General features: G+C 43.0%; 22 protein-coding genes and 1 tRNA gene. 21 read left to right on the top strand and 2 right to left on the bottom strand.

Translation table 11 applies throughout. The features are described 5' to 3' along the window. Position 1: 1 nt before the first annotated feature. Positions 2–1,060 carry a processed acidic surface protein gene (locus tag ACJ9PY_RS25315; protein ID WP_411739240.1) on the bottom strand — a complete coding sequence of 353 codons (1,059 nt, stop codon included), beginning with the start codon at positions 1,058–1,060 and terminating at the stop codon, positions 2–4. A gap of 471 nt (positions 1,061–1,531) precedes the next feature. Here ACJ9PY_RS25315 and ACJ9PY_RS25310 point away from each other — a divergent pair, with 471 nt between their 5' ends. From ACJ9PY_RS25310 to ACJ9PY_RS25235, 16 genes are all read left to right on the top strand, one after another. Next, positions 1,532–2,716: an ATP phosphoribosyltransferase regulatory subunit gene (locus ACJ9PY_RS25310; RefSeq protein WP_411739239.1), complete on the top strand. Its 1,185-nt coding sequence runs from the start codon at positions 1,532–1,534 to the stop codon at positions 2,714–2,716. Beyond that, a complete protein-coding gene (gene hisG, locus ACJ9PY_RS25305) occupies positions 2,709–3,338 on the top strand; it encodes an ATP phosphoribosyltransferase (RefSeq protein ID WP_034311625.1) in 630 nt (209 codons plus the stop codon). Before ACJ9PY_RS25310 ends, hisG begins: the two co-directional genes overlap by 8 nt. A gap of 26 nt (positions 3,339–3,364) precedes the next feature. Then, entirely contained in the window at positions 3,365–4,654 is a 1,290-nt protein-coding gene (gene hisD, locus ACJ9PY_RS25300) for a histidinol dehydrogenase (protein ID WP_063574704.1), read from the top strand. Between the two features lie 89 nt (positions 4,655–4,743). Continuing rightward, on the top strand, positions 4,744–5,331 hold the full coding sequence (gene hisB / locus ACJ9PY_RS25295; RefSeq protein WP_048688005.1) for an imidazoleglycerol-phosphate dehydratase HisB: 588 nt from the start codon (positions 4,744–4,746) through the stop codon (positions 5,329–5,331). After that, positions 5,332–5,964 (top strand): imidazole glycerol phosphate synthase subunit HisH, encoded by a 633-nt coding sequence (hisH, locus tag ACJ9PY_RS25290; RefSeq protein WP_063574705.1) that lies wholly within the window; start codon positions 5,332–5,334, stop codon positions 5,962–5,964. Beyond that, positions 5,961–6,695, top strand: a complete 735-nt coding sequence (hisA, locus tag ACJ9PY_RS25285; protein ID WP_034309946.1) for a 1-(5-phosphoribosyl)-5-[(5-phosphoribosylamino)methylideneamino]imidazole-4-carboxamide isomerase — start codon at positions 5,961–5,963, stop codon at positions 6,693–6,695. Before hisH ends, hisA begins: the two co-directional genes overlap by 4 nt. Beyond that, a complete protein-coding gene (hisF, locus tag ACJ9PY_RS25280) occupies positions 6,696–7,454 on the top strand; it encodes an imidazole glycerol phosphate synthase subunit HisF (RefSeq protein ID WP_034309948.1) in 759 nt (252 codons plus the stop codon). After that, on the top strand, positions 7,451–8,107 hold the full coding sequence (gene hisIE, locus ACJ9PY_RS25275) for a bifunctional phosphoribosyl-AMP cyclohydrolase/phosphoribosyl-ATP diphosphatase HisIE (protein WP_057278112.1): 657 nt from the start codon (positions 7,451–7,453) through the stop codon (positions 8,105–8,107). Before hisF ends, hisIE begins: the two co-directional genes overlap by 4 nt. 38 nt (positions 8,108–8,145) lie before the next feature. Then, entirely contained in the window at positions 8,146–8,325 is a 180-nt protein-coding gene (locus tag ACJ9PY_RS25270; protein ID WP_034309955.1) for a hypothetical protein, read from the top strand. Continuing rightward, entirely contained in the window at positions 8,318–9,820 is a 1,503-nt protein-coding gene (locus tag ACJ9PY_RS25265; protein WP_053536816.1) for a tetratricopeptide repeat protein, read from the top strand. Before ACJ9PY_RS25270 ends, ACJ9PY_RS25265 begins: the two co-directional genes overlap by 8 nt. Positions 9,821–9,923: 103 nt before the next feature. Then, a complete protein-coding gene (trxB, locus tag ACJ9PY_RS25260; RefSeq protein ID WP_034309960.1) occupies positions 9,924–10,871 on the top strand; it encodes a thioredoxin-disulfide reductase in 948 nt (315 codons plus the stop codon). A gap of 558 nt (positions 10,872–11,429) precedes the next feature. After that, positions 11,430–11,888, top strand: coding sequence for an NUDIX hydrolase (locus tag ACJ9PY_RS25255; protein WP_053536815.1), 459 nt, complete (start codon positions 11,430–11,432; stop codon positions 11,886–11,888). Positions 11,889–11,933: 45 nt separating this feature from the next. Then, positions 11,934–12,833: an RNase adapter RapZ gene (gene rapZ / locus ACJ9PY_RS25250; RefSeq protein ID WP_411739238.1), complete on the top strand. Its 900-nt coding sequence runs from the start codon at positions 11,934–11,936 to the stop codon at positions 12,831–12,833. Beyond that, on the top strand, positions 12,823–13,809 hold the full coding sequence (locus ACJ9PY_RS25245) for a uridine diphosphate-N-acetylglucosamine-binding protein YvcK (protein ID WP_057278110.1): 987 nt from the start codon (positions 12,823–12,825) through the stop codon (positions 13,807–13,809). Before rapZ ends, ACJ9PY_RS25245 begins: the two co-directional genes overlap by 11 nt. 67 nt (positions 13,810–13,876) lie before the next feature. After that, positions 13,877–14,830, top strand: a complete 954-nt coding sequence (gene whiA, locus ACJ9PY_RS25240; protein ID WP_034309971.1) for a DNA-binding protein WhiA — start codon at positions 13,877–13,879, stop codon at positions 14,828–14,830. A gap of 20 nt (positions 14,831–14,850) precedes the next feature. Further along, entirely contained in the window at positions 14,851–15,108 is a 258-nt protein-coding gene (locus tag ACJ9PY_RS25235) for an HPr family phosphocarrier protein (protein ID WP_034309974.1), read from the top strand. A 101-nt stretch (positions 15,109–15,209) separates the two neighbouring features. Here the strand turns inward: ACJ9PY_RS25235 and clpP are convergent, their stop codons facing one another. Beyond that, positions 15,210–15,815 carry an ATP-dependent Clp endopeptidase proteolytic subunit ClpP gene (clpP, locus tag ACJ9PY_RS25230; RefSeq protein ID WP_034309977.1) on the bottom strand — a complete coding sequence of 202 codons (606 nt, stop codon included), beginning with the start codon at positions 15,813–15,815 and terminating at the stop codon, positions 15,210–15,212. Between the two features lie 289 nt (positions 15,816–16,104). Here clpP and ACJ9PY_RS25225 point away from each other — a divergent pair. The 5 genes from ACJ9PY_RS25225 to gap all read left to right on the top strand — a co-directional run bounded on the left by ACJ9PY_RS25225 (position 16,105) and on the right by gap (position 20,300). Then, positions 16,105–16,176, top strand: a tRNA-Arg gene (locus ACJ9PY_RS25225). Between the two features lie 314 nt (positions 16,177–16,490). Continuing rightward, positions 16,491–17,828, top strand: coding sequence for an RNA polymerase factor sigma-54 (rpoN, locus tag ACJ9PY_RS25220; RefSeq protein ID WP_222620024.1), 1,338 nt, complete (start codon positions 16,491–16,493; stop codon positions 17,826–17,828). Positions 17,829–17,837: 9 nt separating this feature from the next. Further along, positions 17,838–18,086, top strand: a complete 249-nt coding sequence (locus tag ACJ9PY_RS25215; protein ID WP_377330560.1) for a glutaredoxin family protein — start codon at positions 17,838–17,840, stop codon at positions 18,084–18,086. A gap of 139 nt (positions 18,087–18,225) precedes the next feature. Further along, complete coding sequence (locus tag ACJ9PY_RS25210; RefSeq protein ID WP_034309980.1) at positions 18,226–19,260, top strand: sugar-binding transcriptional regulator; 1,035 nt, start codon at positions 18,226–18,228, stop codon at positions 19,258–19,260. A 32-nt stretch (positions 19,261–19,292) separates the two neighbouring features. Beyond that, positions 19,293–20,300, top strand: a complete 1,008-nt coding sequence (gap, locus tag ACJ9PY_RS25205) for a type I glyceraldehyde-3-phosphate dehydrogenase (protein ID WP_034309982.1) — start codon at positions 19,293–19,295, stop codon at positions 20,298–20,300. The last annotated feature ends 21 nt before the right edge of the window (positions 20,301–20,321 follow it).

The raw sequence follows: 20,321 nt of genomic DNA, 5'->3' as shown, positions 1-20,321 counted from the left end.
CTTAATTAGTGAGTCCCGCTTTTCTAATTAATCCGAAAGCGATACCCATCAACACTAAACCGCATAAAGCACCGAATAAATAATTACCTGCCGTTTTAGGAAGCACTCCGCCTTTTTCCGTTTTATGCTCAGGTTTCGAAGGTTTCTTCTTTTCTTTTTTTAACTCAGCCACTTTAGAAATGACCTCGGTGGACTGTTTCATGTCATTGCCGGTTTCTTTCACTAAATCGGAACCGATCATTTCACCAGTCAATGTAAAATCGAGCAGGAAATGGCCGTTTAAATCATAAATGGAAACTAGTAAACTAGCATTCGTCAATTCCTTAAGCTGGAATAATGCCTCAAGGGATAGGTTTGTCGTGACACCATCCTGAATTAAAGAAAATTTGAATTGAATTTTCAGCAAGCTTTGAAGATCATTATATATCGAAAGCAATTCTGCCACTTGTTCTGCAGATAATTCATCAATTGTTTCAAAATACTCGAGTTGATTCATCCTATCGGAGATCGCCATTAAACGAGATTCAAAAGAAGGTTCTTCGACGATAGGCAAAAGGTGGTTCATGAATCTGTCGAGCTCTTCGTCAGTAAGGCCGATCTCAGTAAAGAGACCATCCATTAAATCGCTGATCTCTTCCTCGTCATATTCCATCTCTTCCTCATCATAATCCATTTCCAAATCGATGATATCCTCAATGTCGTAAATGAAATGGAAGGTATCGATGATGGAATCACCCTCTTCCAGTTCGCCGTATTCCATTAATAATTCAGTAAGTTCAGCTTCTGTCATTTCATATTGTTTAAGTAGATTCTGTAAGGTCTCAGGAGTGACGGCAGGTCCTAATGTTTCACGCAACTCTTCTACCGATTTCAGTTCATTCAATGTTAAGTCATAATAGGATAAATACTCTTCCAATTCTTCTTGCGTCATTCTAACTTCAGAAAGGTATGCATTAAGCTCATCCTGGTTGATCTTGGTTGCCGCAAAACCCTTCGTTCCGCTTGAACCCAGTGAAAAAAGAACGATAAGTGCCACAAAAAACGAAAAATATTTCTTCATTCCCATATCCCCCTAAATTTCTCTAATATTGCCAAACACCTATGTATTATAAAACAGCTAAACCAAAAGGTACACATTAATAACAATGAATGGCTAAAGATAGGAAGAAGTATCCGGGGAAAAGGGCTTAAACCGATCATGAAGAATATCCAAGACCGACGTGGTATTTAAGGAATGGGATTAGGCATATTTTCCTTGACGTGAGGTGGGGGCAGGGGTAAACTATTAATAACTTCAACCTGCTACCATATTAGCGAACTAAAGTGATTTAATAGATTATTGCGATTATTTATAGGATTATGTCATTTTATTTGATACTATTTTTATATGTTATCCGAAATTTGGATTTAAGCGTGAAAACCTTGGAAAGATAAAGGATAAACAAAATAGGGAATGGGTGCATCGGTTTTTGCCTATAGGCGGACCGATTGGATATAGATAGTAATCAATATTGCAAAAGGATGTGCAGTCGTGACAAAGCCATTTATGTTTGAAAAACCATTAGGCATGAGAGATACATTGCCGGTGCTGTATGAAACGAAAGTGTCGGCCAGAAATAAAATGAGTGATGAAATCAAGAAGTGGGGCTATCAATTTATTGAAACGCCAGCTTTGGAATATTATGAAACAATTGGCGAGGCTTCAGCAATATTGGATCAACAGTTGTTTAAACTTCTTGATTCCCAGGGGCATACGCTCGTACTCCGTCCCGAGATGACAGCGCCCATTGCACGGGTCGCAGCATCCAAACTGCTAAAACAGCAAATTCCGCTTCGCCTGGCCTATTCCGCGAATGTATACCGGGCACAGCAGCGTGAAGGAGGCAAGCCGGCAGAATTCGAACAGATTGGCATTGAATGTATCGGAAATAAGTCAATAAGTGCCGATGCTGAAATGATTGCCCTGCTTGCGGATGCTCTAAAGGCTGCAGGGCTTCAGGAATTTAAAATTTCCATTGGACATATCGGATTTCTGCAAGAGTTTTTCTTGAGCATTCTAGGTACGGAGGAAAGGGCCTCTATATTAAGGAAGTTTTTGTATGAAAAAAATTATGTTGGTTTTCGCGAGCATGTTAAATCACTTCCGCTTTCATCCATTGATAAACAACGGCTTATCGAATTTACCTCCTTACGTGGCGGTGAAGGAACCATGGAAAAGGCGCTAGGGTTGGTTGAAAATAATAAAGGGCAAGATTCTTTGGCTGAACTGAAGGAATTGTCTGCACAGCTAAAAGAATTTGACGTTGAACAATATGTGAGCTTCGACCTAACATTGGTCAGTCATATGAGTTATTACACGGGAACTTTATTTGAAGTGTATGCCGGACAAGTCGGCTCTCCAATCGGCAATGGCGGCCGGTATGATAATCTGCTTGAGAAGTTCGGCTGGAATGCTTCAGCCACAGGTTTTGCAATCCGGGTGGATCGTCTTGCAGAAGCTCTTGGGGAGCCGATTCAGCCTGTCGCGCCAGAATGTATTTTATTCAGTCCCGAACGAAGATTGGAAGCGATCGGTTTTGCAAGGGAAAAACGCTCCGAAGGGAAATCGGTAACGATTCAAGATATTACAGTCGTCCAAAATGTCGATGCTTTTACACGGACATTTTCTGAAGTTCATTTATTCGTGGGGAACGGGGGGAATGGAAAAGATGAATAATAGCTTTTTAACGATTGCCATGCCGAAAGGGAGAATATTTGAAGAAGCGGCAGAGCTATTAAGAAGGGCCGGTTTTCGTCTCCCTCCCGAGTTTGATGATTCCCGGAAATTGATCCTTGAGGTGGAAGAAGAGAATCTGCGGTTCATTTTAGCTAAACCGATGGATGTCGTAACCTATGTGGAACACGGCGTCGCTGACATTGGAATTGCAGGGAAGGATGTCATGCTTGAGGAAGAACGTGATGTCTATGAGTTACTTGATTTGAAAATCAGTGCCTGCTACTTGGCCGTAGCTGGACTGCCTGGTACGAAAATAAGTGACATCGCCCCCAAAATAGCCAGTAAATACCCGAATGTTGCTTCCAGTTATTTTCGCGAGCAGGGGGAGCAAGTCGAGATTATAAAGTTGAATGGGTCTATTGAGTTAGCACCGTTAATTGGTTTAGCTGAACGGATCGTCGATATTGTTTCAACCGGGCGGACATTGAAGGAAAACGGTCTTGTGGAATATGCGAAAATCGCCAATGTGACTTCGAGGCTGGTAGCAAACCCTGTCAGCTATCGAATTAAAGAAGCAAGGATTACCGAAATCGTGGAACGGCTAGCAGAAATTATTGAATAGTAAAGAATCGCTAATGAGGTGAAGGTATGAAAATAGAACGGTTTGCTGAAGGGATTTCCCTGAAACGCTCGGTTGAAGCAGGTACTGCCGATCAAAGAAAAGCGGTTCAGGATATTATTTATGATGTCAGGAAACGCGGAAACGCGGCTTTACATACCTATACCGAACGTTTCGATGGTGTCAGTCCAGGAGAATTGCTTGTATCGGAGCAGGAAATGGAAGAAGCGACAGCGGCATTGACTGCTGAGCAGCTTGATATTATTCAAGAAGCTGCGAATAATATCCGAATGTTTCACGAGAAACAAATTCGAAATTCATGGTTTACGACTGATGATACAGGAACGATGCTAGGACAAAAATTGACACCTCTTGATGCTGTAGGTGTTTATGTACCTGGAGGCACAGCGGCCTATCCTTCGTCAGTATTGATGAATGCACTGCCTGCGAAGGCCGCGGGGGTGGAACGGATCGTTATGGTATCTCCTCCAGGGAAAGATGGGAAATTATCGCCAGCGGTTTTGGCAGCCGCCAAAATTGCCGGAGTTAAGGAAATCTATAAAGTTGGCGGGGCTCAGGCCATAGCTGCCCTCGCTTATGGGACGGAAACAATTAAGAAAGTGGATAAAATAGTGGGTCCGGGAAATATATATGTGGCGTTAGCGAAGCGCGAAGTATTCGGGGATGTCGCCATTGATATGATCGCAGGTCCAAGTGAAATAGCGGTCTTGGCGGACGAAACGGCCATCGCTGCAGAAGTTGCGGCAGACTTGTTATCACAGGCGGAGCATGATGCCCGGGCTTGCAGTGTTTTGGTCACGACGTCTACATCTCTTGCAGAAGAAGTGGCAGAAGAAGTGACCAAGCAGGTGGCGTTGCTTCCGCGTCATGATATTGCTGCAGCATCGATAAGGGATTATGGAAGAATCGTTGTATGTGGGAATATGGCAGAAGCTGTTGAAGCGATTAATGAACTTGCACCGGAACATTTGGAAATTGTGACCAAAGATGCACTTGAAATCATGGCTAAAATCCGCCATGCCGGTGCAATCTTCATTGGCCGCTTTAGCTCGGAGCCCGTAGGGGATTACTTTGCAGGCCCCAATCATGTGTTGCCTACCAATGGAACCGCCCGTTTTTCCAGCCCTCTGAATGTGGATGATTTCCAAAAGAAATCGAGCATCATCATGTATAGTGAAACGGCCTTCCGCAAAAATGCAGAAAAAATCGCAGCATTTGCCCGAATGGAAGGACTTGAGGCCCATGCCCGTGCCATCGAATCACGTGGCGTGAATGAATCGGGAAAAGGTCCTGAATGATTAAATAAGTGAAATCTGTGATATAAAGACTTTAGACATGCTTTTACATCTTGGGAAAAGGGGTCGTACCCCGTTGAGGAGGAGCTGTAATGGAACGTTTTGCAAGTGTGGAGCGAAAGACGAATGAAACGGAAATAAGTTTGAAGTTTGATGTGGATGGGGAAGGTAATTCCTCCATTAAGACCGGCGTTCCGTTTATGACGCATATGCTGGATTTGTTCACGAAACACGGGAAGTTTGATTTGACAGTAGATGCAAATGGGGATACAGACGTGGATGATCACCATACAACTGAAGATATTGGCATTTGCTTGGGGCAGACGTTATTGGAGGCCCTTGGAGACAAGCGCGGGATAAAGCGTTACGGAAATGCTTTCGTACCTATGGATGAAGCACTCGCCCAGGTTGTCATCGATTTAAGCAACCGTCCGCATCTGGAGTTCCGGGCTGAGTTTCCTTCGCAAAAGGTCGGTACTTTCGATACTGAACTGGTGCACGAGTTTCTTTGGAAATTCGCTCTTGAAGCCAGGATGAACCTTCATGTAGTCGTTCATTACGGTCACAACACACATCATATGATCGAAGCAATATTCAAAGCGCTTGGCCGTGCATTGGATGAAGCTACGACAATCGATCCACGTGTCAAAGGCATCCCTTCGACGAAAGGAATGTTGTAAATGATCGGGATCGTCGATTATGGCATGGGGAATTTATTTTCTGTAAGTAAAGGTCTTGAGCGCCTTGGTGCCGATTCATTCATTTCCGATGACCCAAAAGAACTTTCAAAGTCGAAAGGGATCATACTTCCCGGCGTTGGCTCTTTCAGGGATGCCATGAGTCTTTTGGAAAAACAAAAGCTGGATGAATTCCTGCGGGGATATGTAGCGGATGGGGGATACCTATTAGGCATCTGCCTTGGTATGCAGCTTCTCTTTGATGAAAGTGAGGAAAATGGACCGGCAAAAGGATTATCCCTCATCCCGGGAAAAGTCGTTCGTTTTAAGGGAGTGGATGCGAATGACAAGGTTTATAAAGTGCCGCACATGGGCTGGAATCGACTTGAATTCAAACACGCATCACCAGTGAATGAGGGGCTGGAAGAGGAACATGTTTATTTCGTCCATTCATACTACGTCGATACAGATGAATCATTCGTTACCGCTTCGGCGACGTATGATGTGGAAGTTCCGGCGATCGTCGGTAAAGGGAATGTGTTCGGCATGCAGTTCCATCCGGAAAAAAGCGGGAATATGGGCATGTCACTCTTGAGAAATTATCTGTCATTAGTAGAAGGGAAGGAAGAAGCATGAGCAACTTTACTATTTACCCGGCGATTGATATGCGCGGAGGCAAATGCGTCCGCTTAATCCAGGGAGATTACAATCAGGAAACCGTTTATGGTGATTCCCCCTTCGATATGGCTAAAAGCTTTGCAGACCAAGGAGCCGGTTGGATACATATGGTCGACCTTGACGGAGCTAAAGAGGGAGTAAGAATCAATGATTCATACGTAATTAAAGCGGCAAGTGAGTTAGGAGCCCGCATTCAAATTGGCGGCGGCATCCGAACGGAACGGGATATAGCCCATTATCTGGATAATGGAGTGGAACGTGTCATTCTAGGCAGCTCGGCCGTTTCAGACCCTGATTTCACTAAAGATATGATTAGGAAATATGGAAGCCATATCGCTATCGGGATCGATGCGAAGGATGGCAAGGTTGCCACTCATGGCTGGCTTCAAACGTCTGGAACCCTTGCGGTAGATCTTGGCAAACTACTGGCCGATGCTGGTGCCGAGACCTTTATCGTGACTGATATCGCGACGGATGGCATGCTTTCAGGGCCGAATGTGAAAGGTATATTGGCCATGGCGGAGGCAACTGGTAAAAACGTGATTGCTTCAGGAGGCATTAGTTCACTCGAAGACCTTATCACCCTCAAGGAGTTTGAAGCCCAAGGCATTGCAGGGGCTATCATCGGCAAGGCACTTTATACCAACCGCTTTACTGTAGAAGAAGCACTAGAAAAGGTGCGTGGTTAAATGCTCACTAAACGAATTATTCCATGTCTCGATGTAAAAGATGGGCGCGTAGTCAAGGGCATACAATTTGTTTCCCTTAGGGATGCTGGAGATCCGGTCGAACTTGCAGCTTTTTACGATCAAGAAGGTGCCGATGAGCTTGTCTTCCTGGATATTTCCGCATCACATGAAGGCAGGGAAACGATCGTCGACGTCGTTCAAGCGGTAGCGGGCAGCTTGGCAATCCCGTTCACCGTGGGCGGCGGCATTAATTCATTGGCGGATATGAAGAAGATCCTAAGGGCGGGTGCCGATAAAGTATCCCTAAATACGGCAGCCATCCTGCGTCCGGAGTTAATTAATGAAGGTGCTGATTATTTTGGTTCCCAATGTATCGTGGTTGCCATAGACGCCCGATATGATGAAGGGCTTGGGTCATGGCGCGTATATACCCACGGCGGCCGGAAACCGACTGAATGGGAAGTGACCGAGTGGGCGCAGGAAGCCGTATCCCGCGGTGCTGGGGAAATTTTATTGACAAGCATGGATTGTGACGGCGAGAAACAAGGGTTTAATATCGCTTTGACAAAAACGGTATCTGAAGCCGTTTCAGTTCCGGTCATCGCATCTGGCGGGGCAGGCAACGCTGAACATTTCCAGGAAGCCTTCCAAGAAGGTAAAGCCGACGCAGCATTAGCGGCATCGATTTTTCATTATAAAGAAACATCCGTTAAAGAAGTCAAAGCGTTTCTCAAACAACAAGGAGTGGTTGTACGATGAATCTTGAAACTATTAAATATGACGAAAAAGGTCTGGTACCGGCAATTATTCAAGATGCAGGAACAGGCGAAGTGCTGACACTTGCTTACATGAATCAAGAATCTCTGCAATTGTCGATTGAAAAAGGAGAAACGGTTTTCTTCAGCCGTTCGCGCAATGAATTATGGCATAAAGGAGCAACCAGCGGCAATATCCAGAAAATCACCGAAATGAAGTATGACTGCGATCAAGATGCATTGGTCGTGCGGGTCGTGCCTGCAGGACCTGCGTGCCATACTGGGGCAACAAGCTGTTTTAGCGAAACGATTTACCAAAACGGTGAAGCCGGACAAGGCGTGAAGGCGAATGTGACTTTCTTGACGGAATTAGAAAGATTGATTGAAAAAAGAAAATCGGAAATGCCTGAAGGTTCATATACGACCTACCTATTCGATAAGGGCGTTGATAAGATCCTGAAGAAAGTCGGTGAAGAAGCGGCAGAAGTGATCATTGCTGCTAAGAACCGTGATGCAGAGGAACTTTCGATGGAAAGTGCCGATCTCCTCTATCACTTATTCGTTCTTCTTCAAGAGCAGGAGCTGCCTTTCCAAGCGGTGCTTGATGTATTGAAGGCTAGACATGCCGATAAGGACGAACCGAAAGAAACCGAATGAATGGTGATTGCCCTCCGTCAATAGGAGGGCTTTTGTGTGTGTTTACGATGGCGGGCAGTGATCCTGAATCAACATATGACAGGGAAAATGCTTCAATTTTTCTTGAAGAAAGCATGATGATTCCCGTTTTCCATTTTCTTGAATTGTTCGGCAAATTTTCTCCAATATGTTATAATACTATGGTTAATCAACTTGTAGATGGAGGATTACATGAGTAAAGACTCTAAATTTGGCCAACAGGCAAAAATTCTAACCTTTCACCCAACAGGTGAGTATTATTTCACCAAGGGTTTAAAAGCTTATCATAGACGGGAATTACCTAAATCAAAGAAATACCTGGAACGTGCGCTGGAACTTGAACCTGCTGAACCGATGATAGCTTGTCAATTGGCTATCACTTGTTCGGAAATCGGTGAATATAATTATTCAAACAACCTTTTGGAAAACATCTTGGATGTGATGGATCCTTATATGTCGGAATGTCATTACTTCCTGGCGAATAATTATGCCCACTTAGGCATGTTCAAGGAGGCTTATCGTCACGCCAGTGCTTATCTTGATAAAGAAGAAGACGGGGAGTTCAGCGATGACGCAGAGGATTTGCTTGAATTGATAACTTTTGAGTCGGATGAGTCAGAAGAAAATCCCTTTAAGCATGATGGGCTCATTACCAAACAGGAACAAGCCCGCGAGTACCTGGAATCAGGCAATTTCCCGAAGGCGATCGAAGTGCTGAAAGAAACGATTGCCGAGTACGAGGATTACTGGTCCGCTTATAATAACCTGGCACTTGCCTATTTCTATCTTGGTCAAGTGAATGAAGCTTTTGCAACACTTGATGAGGTACTGGAAAAAAGTCCGGGAAACCTGCATGCGCTTTGTAACCTTGTTGTATTTCATCATTATCAACAGGATGAGGCAAAGGTTGAAGAGCTCATACAGATGCTGGAGAAAATTAGGCCGATGCTATCCGAACACCGTTTCAAGCTTGGAGCGACCTTCGCTCTGATCGGAAATTATGCTTCTGCATATAATTGGCTTAAAGGACTTCAAAAGCAAGGGTTCGAAGGAGATGGAACCTTCTACTATTGGCTTACCATTTCCGCTTACCACTTAGGCCACGAACAGGCTGCCAAAAAGGCATGGAAAAAGGTCGTGGAAATGAATCCGGAAAAGGAAGGCATGGAGCCTTGGGGAGATATGAATGCAACTTCAGATGGTTTTGAACATCATTTTCCTTCTATTATAAAAAGGCTGGAAAGTGAATTCATCGAAGAAAGGCTTTTTGCCATTTTCCTTCTGAAACATTCGGTTCATAAACAGAAGCTATTGAAAAACCAGGTCCTCAACCTAAACCAGAATTTCACTGAATTGGAACGTGATTATGCCGAACTTGTTCAAGGTCCTGCTAAAGATCGCCAATTAACACCGATTGATTTTGCCGATCGCACAGCTGAGTTATTATATCAGCATTTCCAACCGATACAATTAAATGAAGCCGGGCTCTATTTAATGTGGTTTTCCGTTTTCATAGAAGCGGTGAAATCCGAGCAGAAGCTAAATAATCCTGCAGGATGGGCATCTGCGGTGGAGTACGTGTGGATTCAGCTTAAAAGTGAGAAGGCGAGCAAACAGGCAATTGCAGACAAACATTTCATTTCGGTGTCCACCTTATCTAAGTACGTGAAGCTGGTTCAAAACTTACTCGGATGAGCAGATATTTGGACGAAAAATTATTTGTTATATAGGATAATAGGTAGGGAACACTAACCGTAGTGAAGGTTCCATTTGTAATGGAATATGGAGGAGTGAAAACATGTCTGAAAAAATTTATGACGTTGTTATTATTGGAGCTGGTCCTGCAGGGATGACGGCGGCTGTCTATACATCACGTGCGAACCTTTCAACATTGATGTTAGAACGCGGGGTACCGGGCGGGCAAATGGCCAATACGGAGGAAGTTGAAAATTATCCTGGATTCGACACTATACTCGGACCTGAACTTTCAACGAAAATGTTTGACCATGCAAAGAAATTCGGTGCGGAGTATGCCTATGGGGATGTTAAGGAAATCATCGACGGTGAAGAGTATAAAACGATCAAAGCCGGTTCAAAGGAATTCAAAGCACGTTCAATCATCATTTCATCTGGTGCCGAATACAAGAAAATCGGCGTTCCTGGCGAAAAAGAATTGGGCGGCCGCGGTGTATCGTATTGTGCAGTTTGTGATGGTGCATTCTTCAAGCAAAAAGAACTGTTCGTTATCGGCGGCGGAGACTCTGCTGTTGAAGAGGGTGTGTACTTAACCCGCTTTGCTTCGAAAGTGACGATCGTTCACAGACGTGACGAACTTCGTGCTCAAAAGATTCTTCAAGATCGTGCATTTGCCAATGAGAAAATTAACTTCATCTGGAATCACACTTTGAAGGAAATCAATGAAAAAGGCGGCAAGGTCGGCGGTGTCACACTAGTTTCCACTGAAAACGGAGAAGAGACAGTGATGGACGCAGACGGTGTATTCATTTATATCGGAATGCTTCCGCTAACGAAACCATTTGAAAACTTGGGCATCTTGAACTCAACAGGCTATATTGAAACGAATGATCGGATGGAAACACGTGTACCTGGTATTTTCGCTGCAGGTGATGTTCGTGAAAAAACATTGCGCCAAATCGTTACAGCTACAGGCGATGGAAGCATTGCCGCCCAATCCGCTCAGCATTTTGTTGAGGAACTTCAAGAAAAATTGCAGCCAAAGGCTTGATTTCACAAGAATATACAATCGTAATTCCGTTTTAACGATGTTGTAACATGCGTGAAATAATGATTCGGTATAGTAGGGGGTAGAAGTTGACCCCCTTTAATTATAAACGTTTAAGGACACAGAATAAGTTTCTGTGTCTTTTTTTTGTTTTCCTGCTTTGAGACTATATCTTTAGTTCCAATTTTTAGGATGTACCCAGCGGTTTTTAATGTGAAACAAGTCGTTCCTTTGCATTTAGGAAGCGAAAGTGGAGAAGAATAGGAGGTAAGCAGGATAAAGGCTTACCTATGTGATTCCTTGCGATTGAAGATTCCCCCAATGCAGGAAGTTTACTTTATTGTTAGCTTATTTTAAAAATAGTATAATGATAAGATATACTAAACATATATATATCTTTCATAATGGTAAGAAGATGAAAAATACAACTTGTTTGAACTATTAGCATTTGTAGATCGCCAAATGGATATCTTGCGGCGGTTTAAGGATATAAACTGAATCTCTTCAACACGAAGGGTGAAGGTTTCTATTAGTCGAGCAGAGCCAATCGAGGTGAAGAACGTGCAACGTGTCACAAACTGTGTATTGATCAGAGATAACCAAATCCTCTTATTGAAAAAGCCTAGACGCGGATGGTGGGTAGCTCCAGGCGGCAAGATGGAACCTGGGGAATCTGTTCGCGATGCTTGCATTAGGGAATATCGCGAAGAAACGGGCGTTTATTTAAAAAACCCTTCCATCAAAGGTATTTTCACCTTCATCATGAAGGACGGAGATAAAGTTTTATCAGAATGGATGATGTTCACTTTCTTTGCAACGGATTCCGATGGTATAAATGTGGATGTTTGTGAAGAAGGGGAACTTAGCTGGCATCCGGTTGAAGATGTTAAAAAGCTGATGATGGCTGAAGGTGATTTTCACATCCTGGATTATATGGTTCATGGCAGTGGGATCATCTATGGAACCTTTACCTATACGCCTGAGTTCAAGCTGCTTTCTTACCGGTTGGATCCAGGTTAATTTTTAGAGATAAAAAAGATTGCTATACATGGGGGCGGAGAAACTATGAGTACAGGGCAGATGAGTGAAACGCAATTGGTCATCATTACCGGAATGTCCGGAGCAGGTAAGACAGTGGCGGTTCAAAGTTTTGAAGACCTCGGCTTTTTTTGCGTCGATAATTTGCCGCCCACGCTGTTGCCAAAGTTTTTGGAGTTAATGAAGGACTCCGGGAATAAGATGAATAAAGTGGCTCTTGTCATGGATTTAAGGGGAAGGGAATTTTTTGATTCCTTGTTTCTTGCACTGGATAATTTATCGGATGCAGCTGCAGTATCACCAAGAATCCTTTTTCTTGAAGCTGATGATGATTCCTTGGTACGCAGATATAAGGAAACGAGAAGGACCCATCCCCTTGCTCCATTAGGCCGGCCATTGGAAGGCATTAAAATGGAACGGGAACTTTTGGACGAATTGAAGGGAAGGGCCCAGTTGATCTTTAATACTTCCCAACTGAAACCGCGCGAATTGAGGGAGAAAATCGCTTCGGAGTTTTCTGCTGATAAAAGTGTCGGTTTTACAGTCAATGTCATGTCGTTCGGGTTCAAGCATGGTCTGCCGATAGATGCCGACCTTGTGTTTGATGTACGGTTCCTGCCAAATCCATATTATATTGACCATATGAGGCAAAGGACTGGATTGGAACAGGAAGTGTCTAGTTACGTTTTAAAATGGAGTGAAACGCAAAAATTCTTGGAAAAAGTGACCGATCTGCTCGCTTTCATGCTTCCGTATTATAAACGTGAAGGGAAAGCACAGCTTGTTGTTGCGATTGGGTGTACAGGCGGCCAGCATCGTTCTGTAGCATTGACGGAGTATATTTCAAACCACTTCAAAAAGGATTACAGGGTTCAAGTATCACATCGCGATATCGAAAAAAGTAAGGGGAAAGCAGATGTTAGATAAAAAGAAACAGCCTAAGGTTGTGATCATCGGTGGAGGAACCGGCCTTCCTGTTTTGTTGAGAGGGTTAAAGAAGCATCCGGTGGATATAACGGCAATCGTAACGGTAGCTGATGATGGTGGAAGTTCAGGCCGCCTTCGCGAAGATATGGATATTCCCGCTCCGGGTGATATTCGTAACGTGCTGGCTGCGTTATCGGATGTAGAGCCCCTTGTTGAACAAATGTTTCAGCATCGCTTTCAAAGTAAAAATGAGTTGTCCGGGCATTCGCTGGGGAATTTGATACTTGCGGCAATGACTTCGCTGACCGGGGATTTCGTCCATGCGATCCAGGAAATGAGTAAATTCCTTAATGTCCGCGGTAAAGTGCTTCCGGCTGCGAATCAAAGTGTGGTTCTCCATGCAGAGATGGATGACGGCACGATTGTTACAGGAGAGTCCAAGATTCCCTTCTCAGGAAAGAAAATAAAAAAAGTGTTCCTGTCTCCTCATCATATAAAGCCGCTTAGTGAAACCCTCCAGGAAATCAAGCAGGCAGATCTTATAGTCATAGGTCCAGGAAGCCTATATACTAGCATTCTGCCTAACTTACTTGTCCCTGGTTTAGGAGAAGAGGTTGCCCGTTCCAAGGCGAAGAAGGTGTACATTTGCAATTTGATGACACAAGCCGGCGAGACTCTGGATTATAGCGCGAGTGATCATATAAAAGCGATATATGACCATATGGGAAATGCATATATTGACAGGATACTTGTTAATAATGAGGAAATACCAACCGAGATTCAGCAGCGCTATCAAGCTGAATATGCCAAACCGGTCATGTATGATGTGGAAAGCTTAAAAATGATGGGTCTTGAAATCATACAAGAACGCATTTTCAGCTATGAAGGGAATGTAATACGCCATGATACGAAAAAAGTGGCGGATTTGCTTTATAATATGCTTGTAAATGAAACAAAAAGCCACATAGAACCGTAGATATAAGCGGGGACGGCTTTTTGATTGATAAAAATAGATTACCTGCGTTCGATTGGGGGTGAAATGGATGTCTTTTGCTTCAGAAACGAAAAAAGAGCTTACAACATTAGAGGGAAAGGATTGCTGCGGTAAAGCGGAATTGTGTGCGCTTATCCGGATGAACGGATCCCTTTCATTTTCTAATCGGAAGCTTGTTGTGGATATTCAAACTGAGAATGCTGCGATTGCCAGAAGGATTTATACGCTGCTTAAAAAAAGTTATGAGGTCCAGGTCGAGCTGTTGGTCCGTAAGAAGATGAAGCTTAAAAAGAACAATGTATATATTGTCAGGATGTCATCCGGAGGGCAGCGGGTTTTAACCGATTTGGAAATTTTAGGCGATGGCTTTGAAATTCTCCATGATATATCCGATACTATTGTTGGGAAGAAATGCTGTAAGCGTTCTTATCTAAGAGGTGCATTTCTTGCAGGGGGTTCGGTAAACAATCCGGAAACGTCTTCCTATCACCTTGAGATTTTCTCACTTTATAAAGAGCACAATGATGCACTTTGTGAGCTAATGAATAAGTTTGGCTTGAAGGCCAAGACACTTGAACGCAAGAAGGGGTACATCATTTATTTGAAAGAAGCCGAAAAGATTGCCGAGTTTTTAAGTATAGTTGGCGCCCATTCAGCTTTATTAAGGTTCGAGGATGTACGGATTGTCCGTGATATGCGTAATTCAGTGAATCGGCTTGTGAATTGTGAAACAGCCAATTTGAACAAAACGATCGGGGCATCATTGCGACAGGTTGAAAATATCCATTATATCGAGGATACGGTAGGACTTAGCATTTTACCGGATAAGCTTCGGGAAATTGCGGAGCTTAGGATAGCGTTTCAGGATATAACCTTAAAGGAACTTGGGGAAATGGTATCTGGGGGAACCATCAGTAAGTCCGGGATTAATCACCGATTGCGAAAGATTGATGAAATAGCTGACAGGCTCCGTGGGGGAGAGGCTATTGCTGCGAAAAAATAAAGCTAACAGGGGAGATCAAGATGGTGGAGAAACAAGTTGAGGTAAAATTGAAAACGGGTTTGCAAGCTCGGCCGGCGGCTCTTTTTGTACAAGAAGCTAACCGCTTTCATTCAGATGTTTTTCTTGAAAAAGAAGGAAAGAAAGTGAATGCAAAAAGTATAATGGGATTAATGAGCCTTGCCATCAGTTCTGGTGTGTCCGTGAAGTTAATCATCGAAGGACGCGATGAAAAAGAAGCATTAGAAGCATTGGAAGAGTTCGTTCAGCAAGAGGGTTAAAAAAGGGGATGCCTAAATGTGCATCCTTTTCTTTTATCATGGAAAAAAAGGCTCCGGAAGTCGCTTATGGCGATGTCCGGAGCCTTTCTTTTGTTGCAGGATTACTTAGAGTTTTTATCATCAAGAACGCTGCGCGTGATGACTTTGTCAATCAAGCCATATTCAAGAGCTCTTTCGGAAGTCATGAAGTTATCACGTTCCGTATCTCTTTGAAGGACTTCGATAGGTTGTCCCGTACGTTCTGCCAAGATTTGGTTCAGTTTATCTTTCAAGTGAAGGATACGGCGGGCAGCAATTTCAATTTCCGTAGCTTGACCTTGAGCTCCTCCAAGTGGTTGGTGAATCATGACTTCACTGTTTGGCAATGCATAACGTTTGCCTTTTTCGCCAGCGGCCAATAGGAAAGCACCCATGGAAGCGGCCATACCGATGCATACTGTCGAAACATTAGGTTTGATATATTGCATAGTATCGTAAATGGCCATACCGGAAGTGATGCTTCCGCCAGGGCTGTTGATGTATAGAGTGATATCTTTTTCAGGATTTTCCGCTTCTAAAAATAGTAATTGAGCAACAATGGAGTTGGAAACATTATCGTCAATTGCACTTCCTAGCATAATGATCCTGTCTTTTAATAAACGGGAGTAAATATCGTAGGCACGCTCCCCACGACTTGTTTGTTCGATAACTGTAGGAATTAAATTCATGTTCATTTCCTCCTTCGATTAAGAGAATCATTTAAATTCTTTATGTATGTATGATACACTTTTTGGTCAATTTAGGTCAAACAAAACAAACCCTATTATGGATAATTTGTTCGACAATTTTCTGGCTAAGGCTCCTTCCTGATAGAATGTTTTATATATTATGCCGCACAGGGATGAATTTCCACATTACCCATAATACCCAAATGATAAAGTTTTAAACCTGATAACCCTTGCAAAGGAGGGAATTCTATCATATAATGAAGTCTGTTGAAAACATATTTTCTATTACGCCCTCGTAGTGCAACGGATAGAACGCAAGCCTCCGAAGCTTGAAATGCAGGTTCGATTCCTGCCGAGGGCATTACCAATCTTCTGCTTAATAAAGTGGGGGATTTTTTATTGGTCATTTTTAGGAGAGTTAAAATTTTTGCCGAATTTGCTCATTTTCCGTAATATTCCATCGAATCCTGTAATGTCGGTCCTGTCTTGAAAATATTCGCCCACACTATTGAAAAATGGTGATTTTTCAATAAAAGTAGTTGTTAAATTTGCGTTTCTAACATATAGTATTTAAAACAAATAAACTATTCAGAAAAAAATCGTAAGCGTTTTCATGGGTTTTTGTGTAGAATTTTCTCCTGATAATGTAAAATGGAGTGGGGGAGGGATGAATCGATGAGTATGAATATGAAAGCAGGACTTTTTCAACAGCAAACATTAAAGATGGCAATGACCCAGGAGCTCATGCAAGCTATTACATTGCTGCAATACTCCTCGCAGGAGCTATCGGCTTTTTTAGAAAATAAAATGGTGGAGAACCCATTACTGTCAATAGATCAGCCAACATCTTCTTTATTTCAGCCAACTTTTGACCGCAAAAAAGGTAAACGGACTCTTAAAAATACGTATGATGCCAACTATTGGATTGAACAGATCAGTGAAGATACCATATCGCTGGAACAGCATATCATGTCCCAAGTGAATCACCAGCAGTTTTCCGGTGAGCAGCAAAAGGCAATGCTTCTATTAATTCATAACCTTGATGAAAACGGTTACTTAAGGACTCAGCTGGATGATATATGCATCCCAGGCATATCTCCGGCCGTTTTGGAAGAGTGTCTCTCGATTTTACAGGAACTCGAACCGCATGGCATCGGAGCGAGGAATCTTCAAGAGTGCCTTTTGCTTCAAGTGAAAGCAGAAGGGGAGAATCTGCTGGCAGAATCGATCATAGAAAACCATTTCCTCGATTTTGCTGAAAAGCGCTGGAAAGACCTAAGTAAGAAAATCGGTGTTACACTGAAGGAGATTCAAGAGGTCTTTGATTATGTCCAGACGTTGAACCCGCGTCCGGCATCACTCTTTTTTCAGGAAAAACCTTCTTATATAGTGCCGGATGTGGTCGTGGAAGTTCGGGATGGCATGCTGCTTGTCGGGAATTATGATGGTAACACACCCAATCTTAATGTGGATAAAGGGTATTTAAACCGAATGAAGAGCCATAAGGATCAGGGAGTTCAGCGGTTTATCCAGGATAAGTGGCAGGAATACCAATGGATCTCCAGAGGAATCCAACAAAGAAAAGAAACGATATTGAAGGTTATTCAGTGCATCGTCGAAAAACAGCCGGCGTGCTTTCATCATGGCCTGAACTATTTGAAGCCGATGACGATGAAAGAAATCGCAGACGAACTTGGCATACATGAGTCCACAGTAAGCAGGGCAGTTAAGGGGAAGTACGTACAGACACCATTTGGCACGATAGAGATGCGGATATTTTTCACTACTTCTTTACAGTCGGTCGGCCTTGATGAGGATATGTCGGGCATGCAAGCGAAAAAGAGCCTCCAGGCAGCCATCAATGGGGAAAATAAACAAAAGCCGCTTTCGGATCAAGACTTGGCAGAACGGCTGAAGGAAGAGCATGGAATTATCCTGGCACGCCGAACCGTTGCCAAGTACCGGGAACAATTAGGGATCCCTTCTTCATCTAAACGAAAAAGATATGACTGAAAAGGATGAGTGGTTTTGGAAACGAACGCGTTTGTTTTATATAGTAGGGATAAATGCCCGTTATGTGATAAAGCCAAGCAGGTACTCGAAGAAGTGAAAGTGGAGTCAGGCATAGGCTATAAGGAAATCGATATCCATACCGATGATGATTTGCTTGAGAGATTCGGGCTGATGATTCCTGTCGTTGAATGGAAAGATGAAATCGTTCAGTTCGGAAACGTTGATAAATCAGCTCTAAATAGGCTTTTGGAAAAATAATTTTTCAAATCATTTGAAGAAACATTCCGTTCCTGCTAGAATAAAATATGTAGCAGGAATATTTTTTTGTTTTAAGTGGGACAGAAAATGACTACGCGGGACGTTAAATGTCCAACTTAACTTTTTAGGAGTTTTAAATATGCGTACATTACTCGAGGTACAAAGAAAATTATTGCCCGATTTCCTTTTGGTTATGCAAAAAAGATATGATATCCTGCGTTATATCAAAATGATGCAGCCGGTTGGAAGGCGCAGTCTGTCCGTGAGCCTTAATTTGACAGAGCGGACGCTTAGAGGCGAGGTTGATTTTCTGAAAAGTCAGAACCTGGTTAACATCTTCAGCTCTGGCATGACACTGACTGATGAAGGGATTGAAATCCTGGATAAGTTAGAAGGAATAATGCGTGAAGTAATGGGTATAGACATAATGGAAAAGCAATTGCAGGATTTGTTACAAGTGGATGAAGTCATAATTGTCTCAGGAAATTGTGATGAAACCCCATGGGTGAAAAAAGAATTGGGTAAAGCTTGTGCAAACCGTATGAAACGAGAATGGAACTCAAAGAATATCATTGCGGTTACTGGCGGATCGACAATGGCCGAAGTGGCAAATTCGTTGTCACCTGATGAAGCATCCAGGAAATTGACATTTGTCCCAGCCCGCGGGGGAATTGGTGAAGCGGTGCAGAATCAGGCCAATACGATTGTCGAAAAAATGGCACAGAAGGCTCAAGCCTCCTACAGAGTGTTATATGTACCCGATCAATTAAGCGGTGAGGTTTATGCATCATTTCAGAAGGAACCTGCAATTAAAGAAGTGATTTCCCAAATCAAGTCTGCCGATATGATCATTCATGGAATCGGTGATGCCATGGCGATGGCAGAGAGAAGAAATTCTTCGCCAGAAATGTTAAAGAAGCTGTTAGATGGAAATGCTGTAGGAGAGGCATTCGGTTATTACTACGATGAAAACGGCAAAGTTGTTCATAAAGTTTTGACAGTCGGCATCCAGTTAGATGATCTTAGCCCTGAAAAGCGAGTGATAACTGTGGCAGGTGGCAAAACTAAAGCAAAGGCTATCCGTTCCTACATGAAAGGCGCACCTTCATCGACCGTTTTGATCACGGATGAAGCTGCGGCACAAGAGTTAATTCAGGGGAATTACACCCCTTAATATATTTGCGAACTTAAAAGGAGGAATTTTTCATGGCAGTAAAAGTTGGTATTAATGGTTTTGGACGTATTGGACGTAATGTATTTCGTGCAGCATTGAGTAATCCTGGGGTAGAGATTGTTGCTATTAACGACTTAACGGATGCTAATATGTTAGCGCACCTTCTTCAATACGATACAATTCATGGATCTCTTAATGAAAAAGTAGCAGTTGATGGGGATTACCTTGTTGTTGATGGTCACAAAGTAAAAGTATTGGCTGAACGTGATCCTGCACAATTAGCATGGGGTGAACTGGGAGTAGAAGTAGTTGTGGAATCTACTGGACGTTTCACAAAACGTGCGGATGCAGCTAAGCATTTAGAAGCTGGCGCGAAAAAAGTAATCATCTCTGCTCCTGCATCTGATGAAGATATCACGATCGTCATGGGTGTAAACGAAGACAAATATGATGCAGCAAACCACCATGTAATCTCCAATGCTTCTTGTACAACGAACTGCTTAGCTCCATTTGCTAAAGTGCTTCATGAACAATTCGGAATCAAACGCGGTATGATGACTACTGTTCACTCTTATACAAATGATCAGCAAATCCTTGATTTGCCTCATAAAGATTACCGTCGTGCACGTGCAGCTGCCGAGAATATCATTCCTACAACAACTGGGGCAGCAAAAGCTGTTGCACTTGTCCTTCCTGAACTTAAAGGGAAATTGAATGGTATGGCAATGCGTGTACCTACTCCAAACGTGTCTGTTGTCGACCTTGTTGCTGAACTTGAAAAAGACACAACAGTTGAAGAAGTTAATGCAGCATTCAAAAAGGCTTCTGAAGGTGAATTAAAAGGAATCCTTGAGTACAGCGAACTTCCGCTAGTATCAACTGACTATAACGGTAACCCATCATCATCTACAATCGATGCCCTTTCCACAATGGTAATGGAAGGAAACATGGTTAAAGTATTATCTTGGTATGATAATGAAACAGGATATTCAAGCCGTGTTGTTGATTTGATTGACTATTTGGCTAAAAAAGGATTGTAATTAGAATAATAAAAAAAACCT

The sequence above is a fragment of the Peribacillus sp. S4 genome, from assembly GCF_046715815.1.
Classification (GTDB): domain Bacteria; phylum Bacillota; class Bacilli; order Bacillales; family DSM-1321; genus Peribacillus; species Peribacillus frigoritolerans.
This window is presented reverse-complemented; position numbering and strand designations above follow the sequence as displayed.

Coding starts and splice junctions, on each gene's coding strand:
- ACJ9PY_RS25315 (WP_411739240.1), bottom strand. CDS start 1,060: ATGAAGAAATATTTTTCGTTTTTTGTGGCACTTATCGTTCTTTTTTCA.
- hisG (WP_034311625.1), top strand. CDS start 2,709: ATGAATAATAGCTTTTTAACGATTGCCATGCCGAAAGGGAGAATATTT.
- gap (WP_034309982.1), top strand. CDS start 19,293: ATGGCAGTAAAAGTTGGTATTAATGGTTTTGGACGTATTGGACGTAAT.
- ACJ9PY_RS25265 (WP_053536816.1), top strand. CDS start 8,318: ATGAGTAAAGACTCTAAATTTGGCCAACAGGCAAAAATTCTAACCTTT.
- hisB (WP_048688005.1), top strand. CDS start 4,744: ATGGAACGTTTTGCAAGTGTGGAGCGAAAGACGAATGAAACGGAAATA.
- trxB (WP_034309960.1), top strand. CDS start 9,924: ATGTCTGAAAAAATTTATGACGTTGTTATTATTGGAGCTGGTCCTGCA.
- hisD (WP_063574704.1), top strand. CDS start 3,365: ATGAAAATAGAACGGTTTGCTGAAGGGATTTCCCTGAAACGCTCGGTT.
- clpP (WP_034309977.1), bottom strand. CDS start 15,815: ATGAATTTAATTCCTACAGTTATCGAACAAACAAGTCGTGGGGAGCGT.
- whiA (WP_034309971.1), top strand. CDS start 13,877: ATGTCTTTTGCTTCAGAAACGAAAAAAGAGCTTACAACATTAGAGGGA.
- rpoN (WP_222620024.1), top strand. CDS start 16,491: ATGAGTATGAATATGAAAGCAGGACTTTTTCAACAGCAAACATTAAAG.
- hisA (WP_034309946.1), top strand. CDS start 5,961: ATGAGCAACTTTACTATTTACCCGGCGATTGATATGCGCGGAGGCAAA.
- ACJ9PY_RS25210 (WP_034309980.1), top strand. CDS start 18,226: ATGCGTACATTACTCGAGGTACAAAGAAAATTATTGCCCGATTTCCTT.
- ACJ9PY_RS25245 (WP_057278110.1), top strand. CDS start 12,823: ATGTTAGATAAAAAGAAACAGCCTAAGGTTGTGATCATCGGTGGAGGA.
- hisF (WP_034309948.1), top strand. CDS start 6,696: ATGCTCACTAAACGAATTATTCCATGTCTCGATGTAAAAGATGGGCGC.
- hisIE (WP_057278112.1), top strand. CDS start 7,451: ATGAATCTTGAAACTATTAAATATGACGAAAAAGGTCTGGTACCGGCA.
- rapZ (WP_411739238.1), top strand. CDS start 11,934: ATGAGTACAGGGCAGATGAGTGAAACGCAATTGGTCATCATTACCGGA.
- hisH (WP_063574705.1), top strand. CDS start 5,332: ATGATCGGGATCGTCGATTATGGCATGGGGAATTTATTTTCTGTAAGT.
- ACJ9PY_RS25235 (WP_034309974.1), top strand. CDS start 14,851: ATGGTGGAGAAACAAGTTGAGGTAAAATTGAAAACGGGTTTGCAAGCT.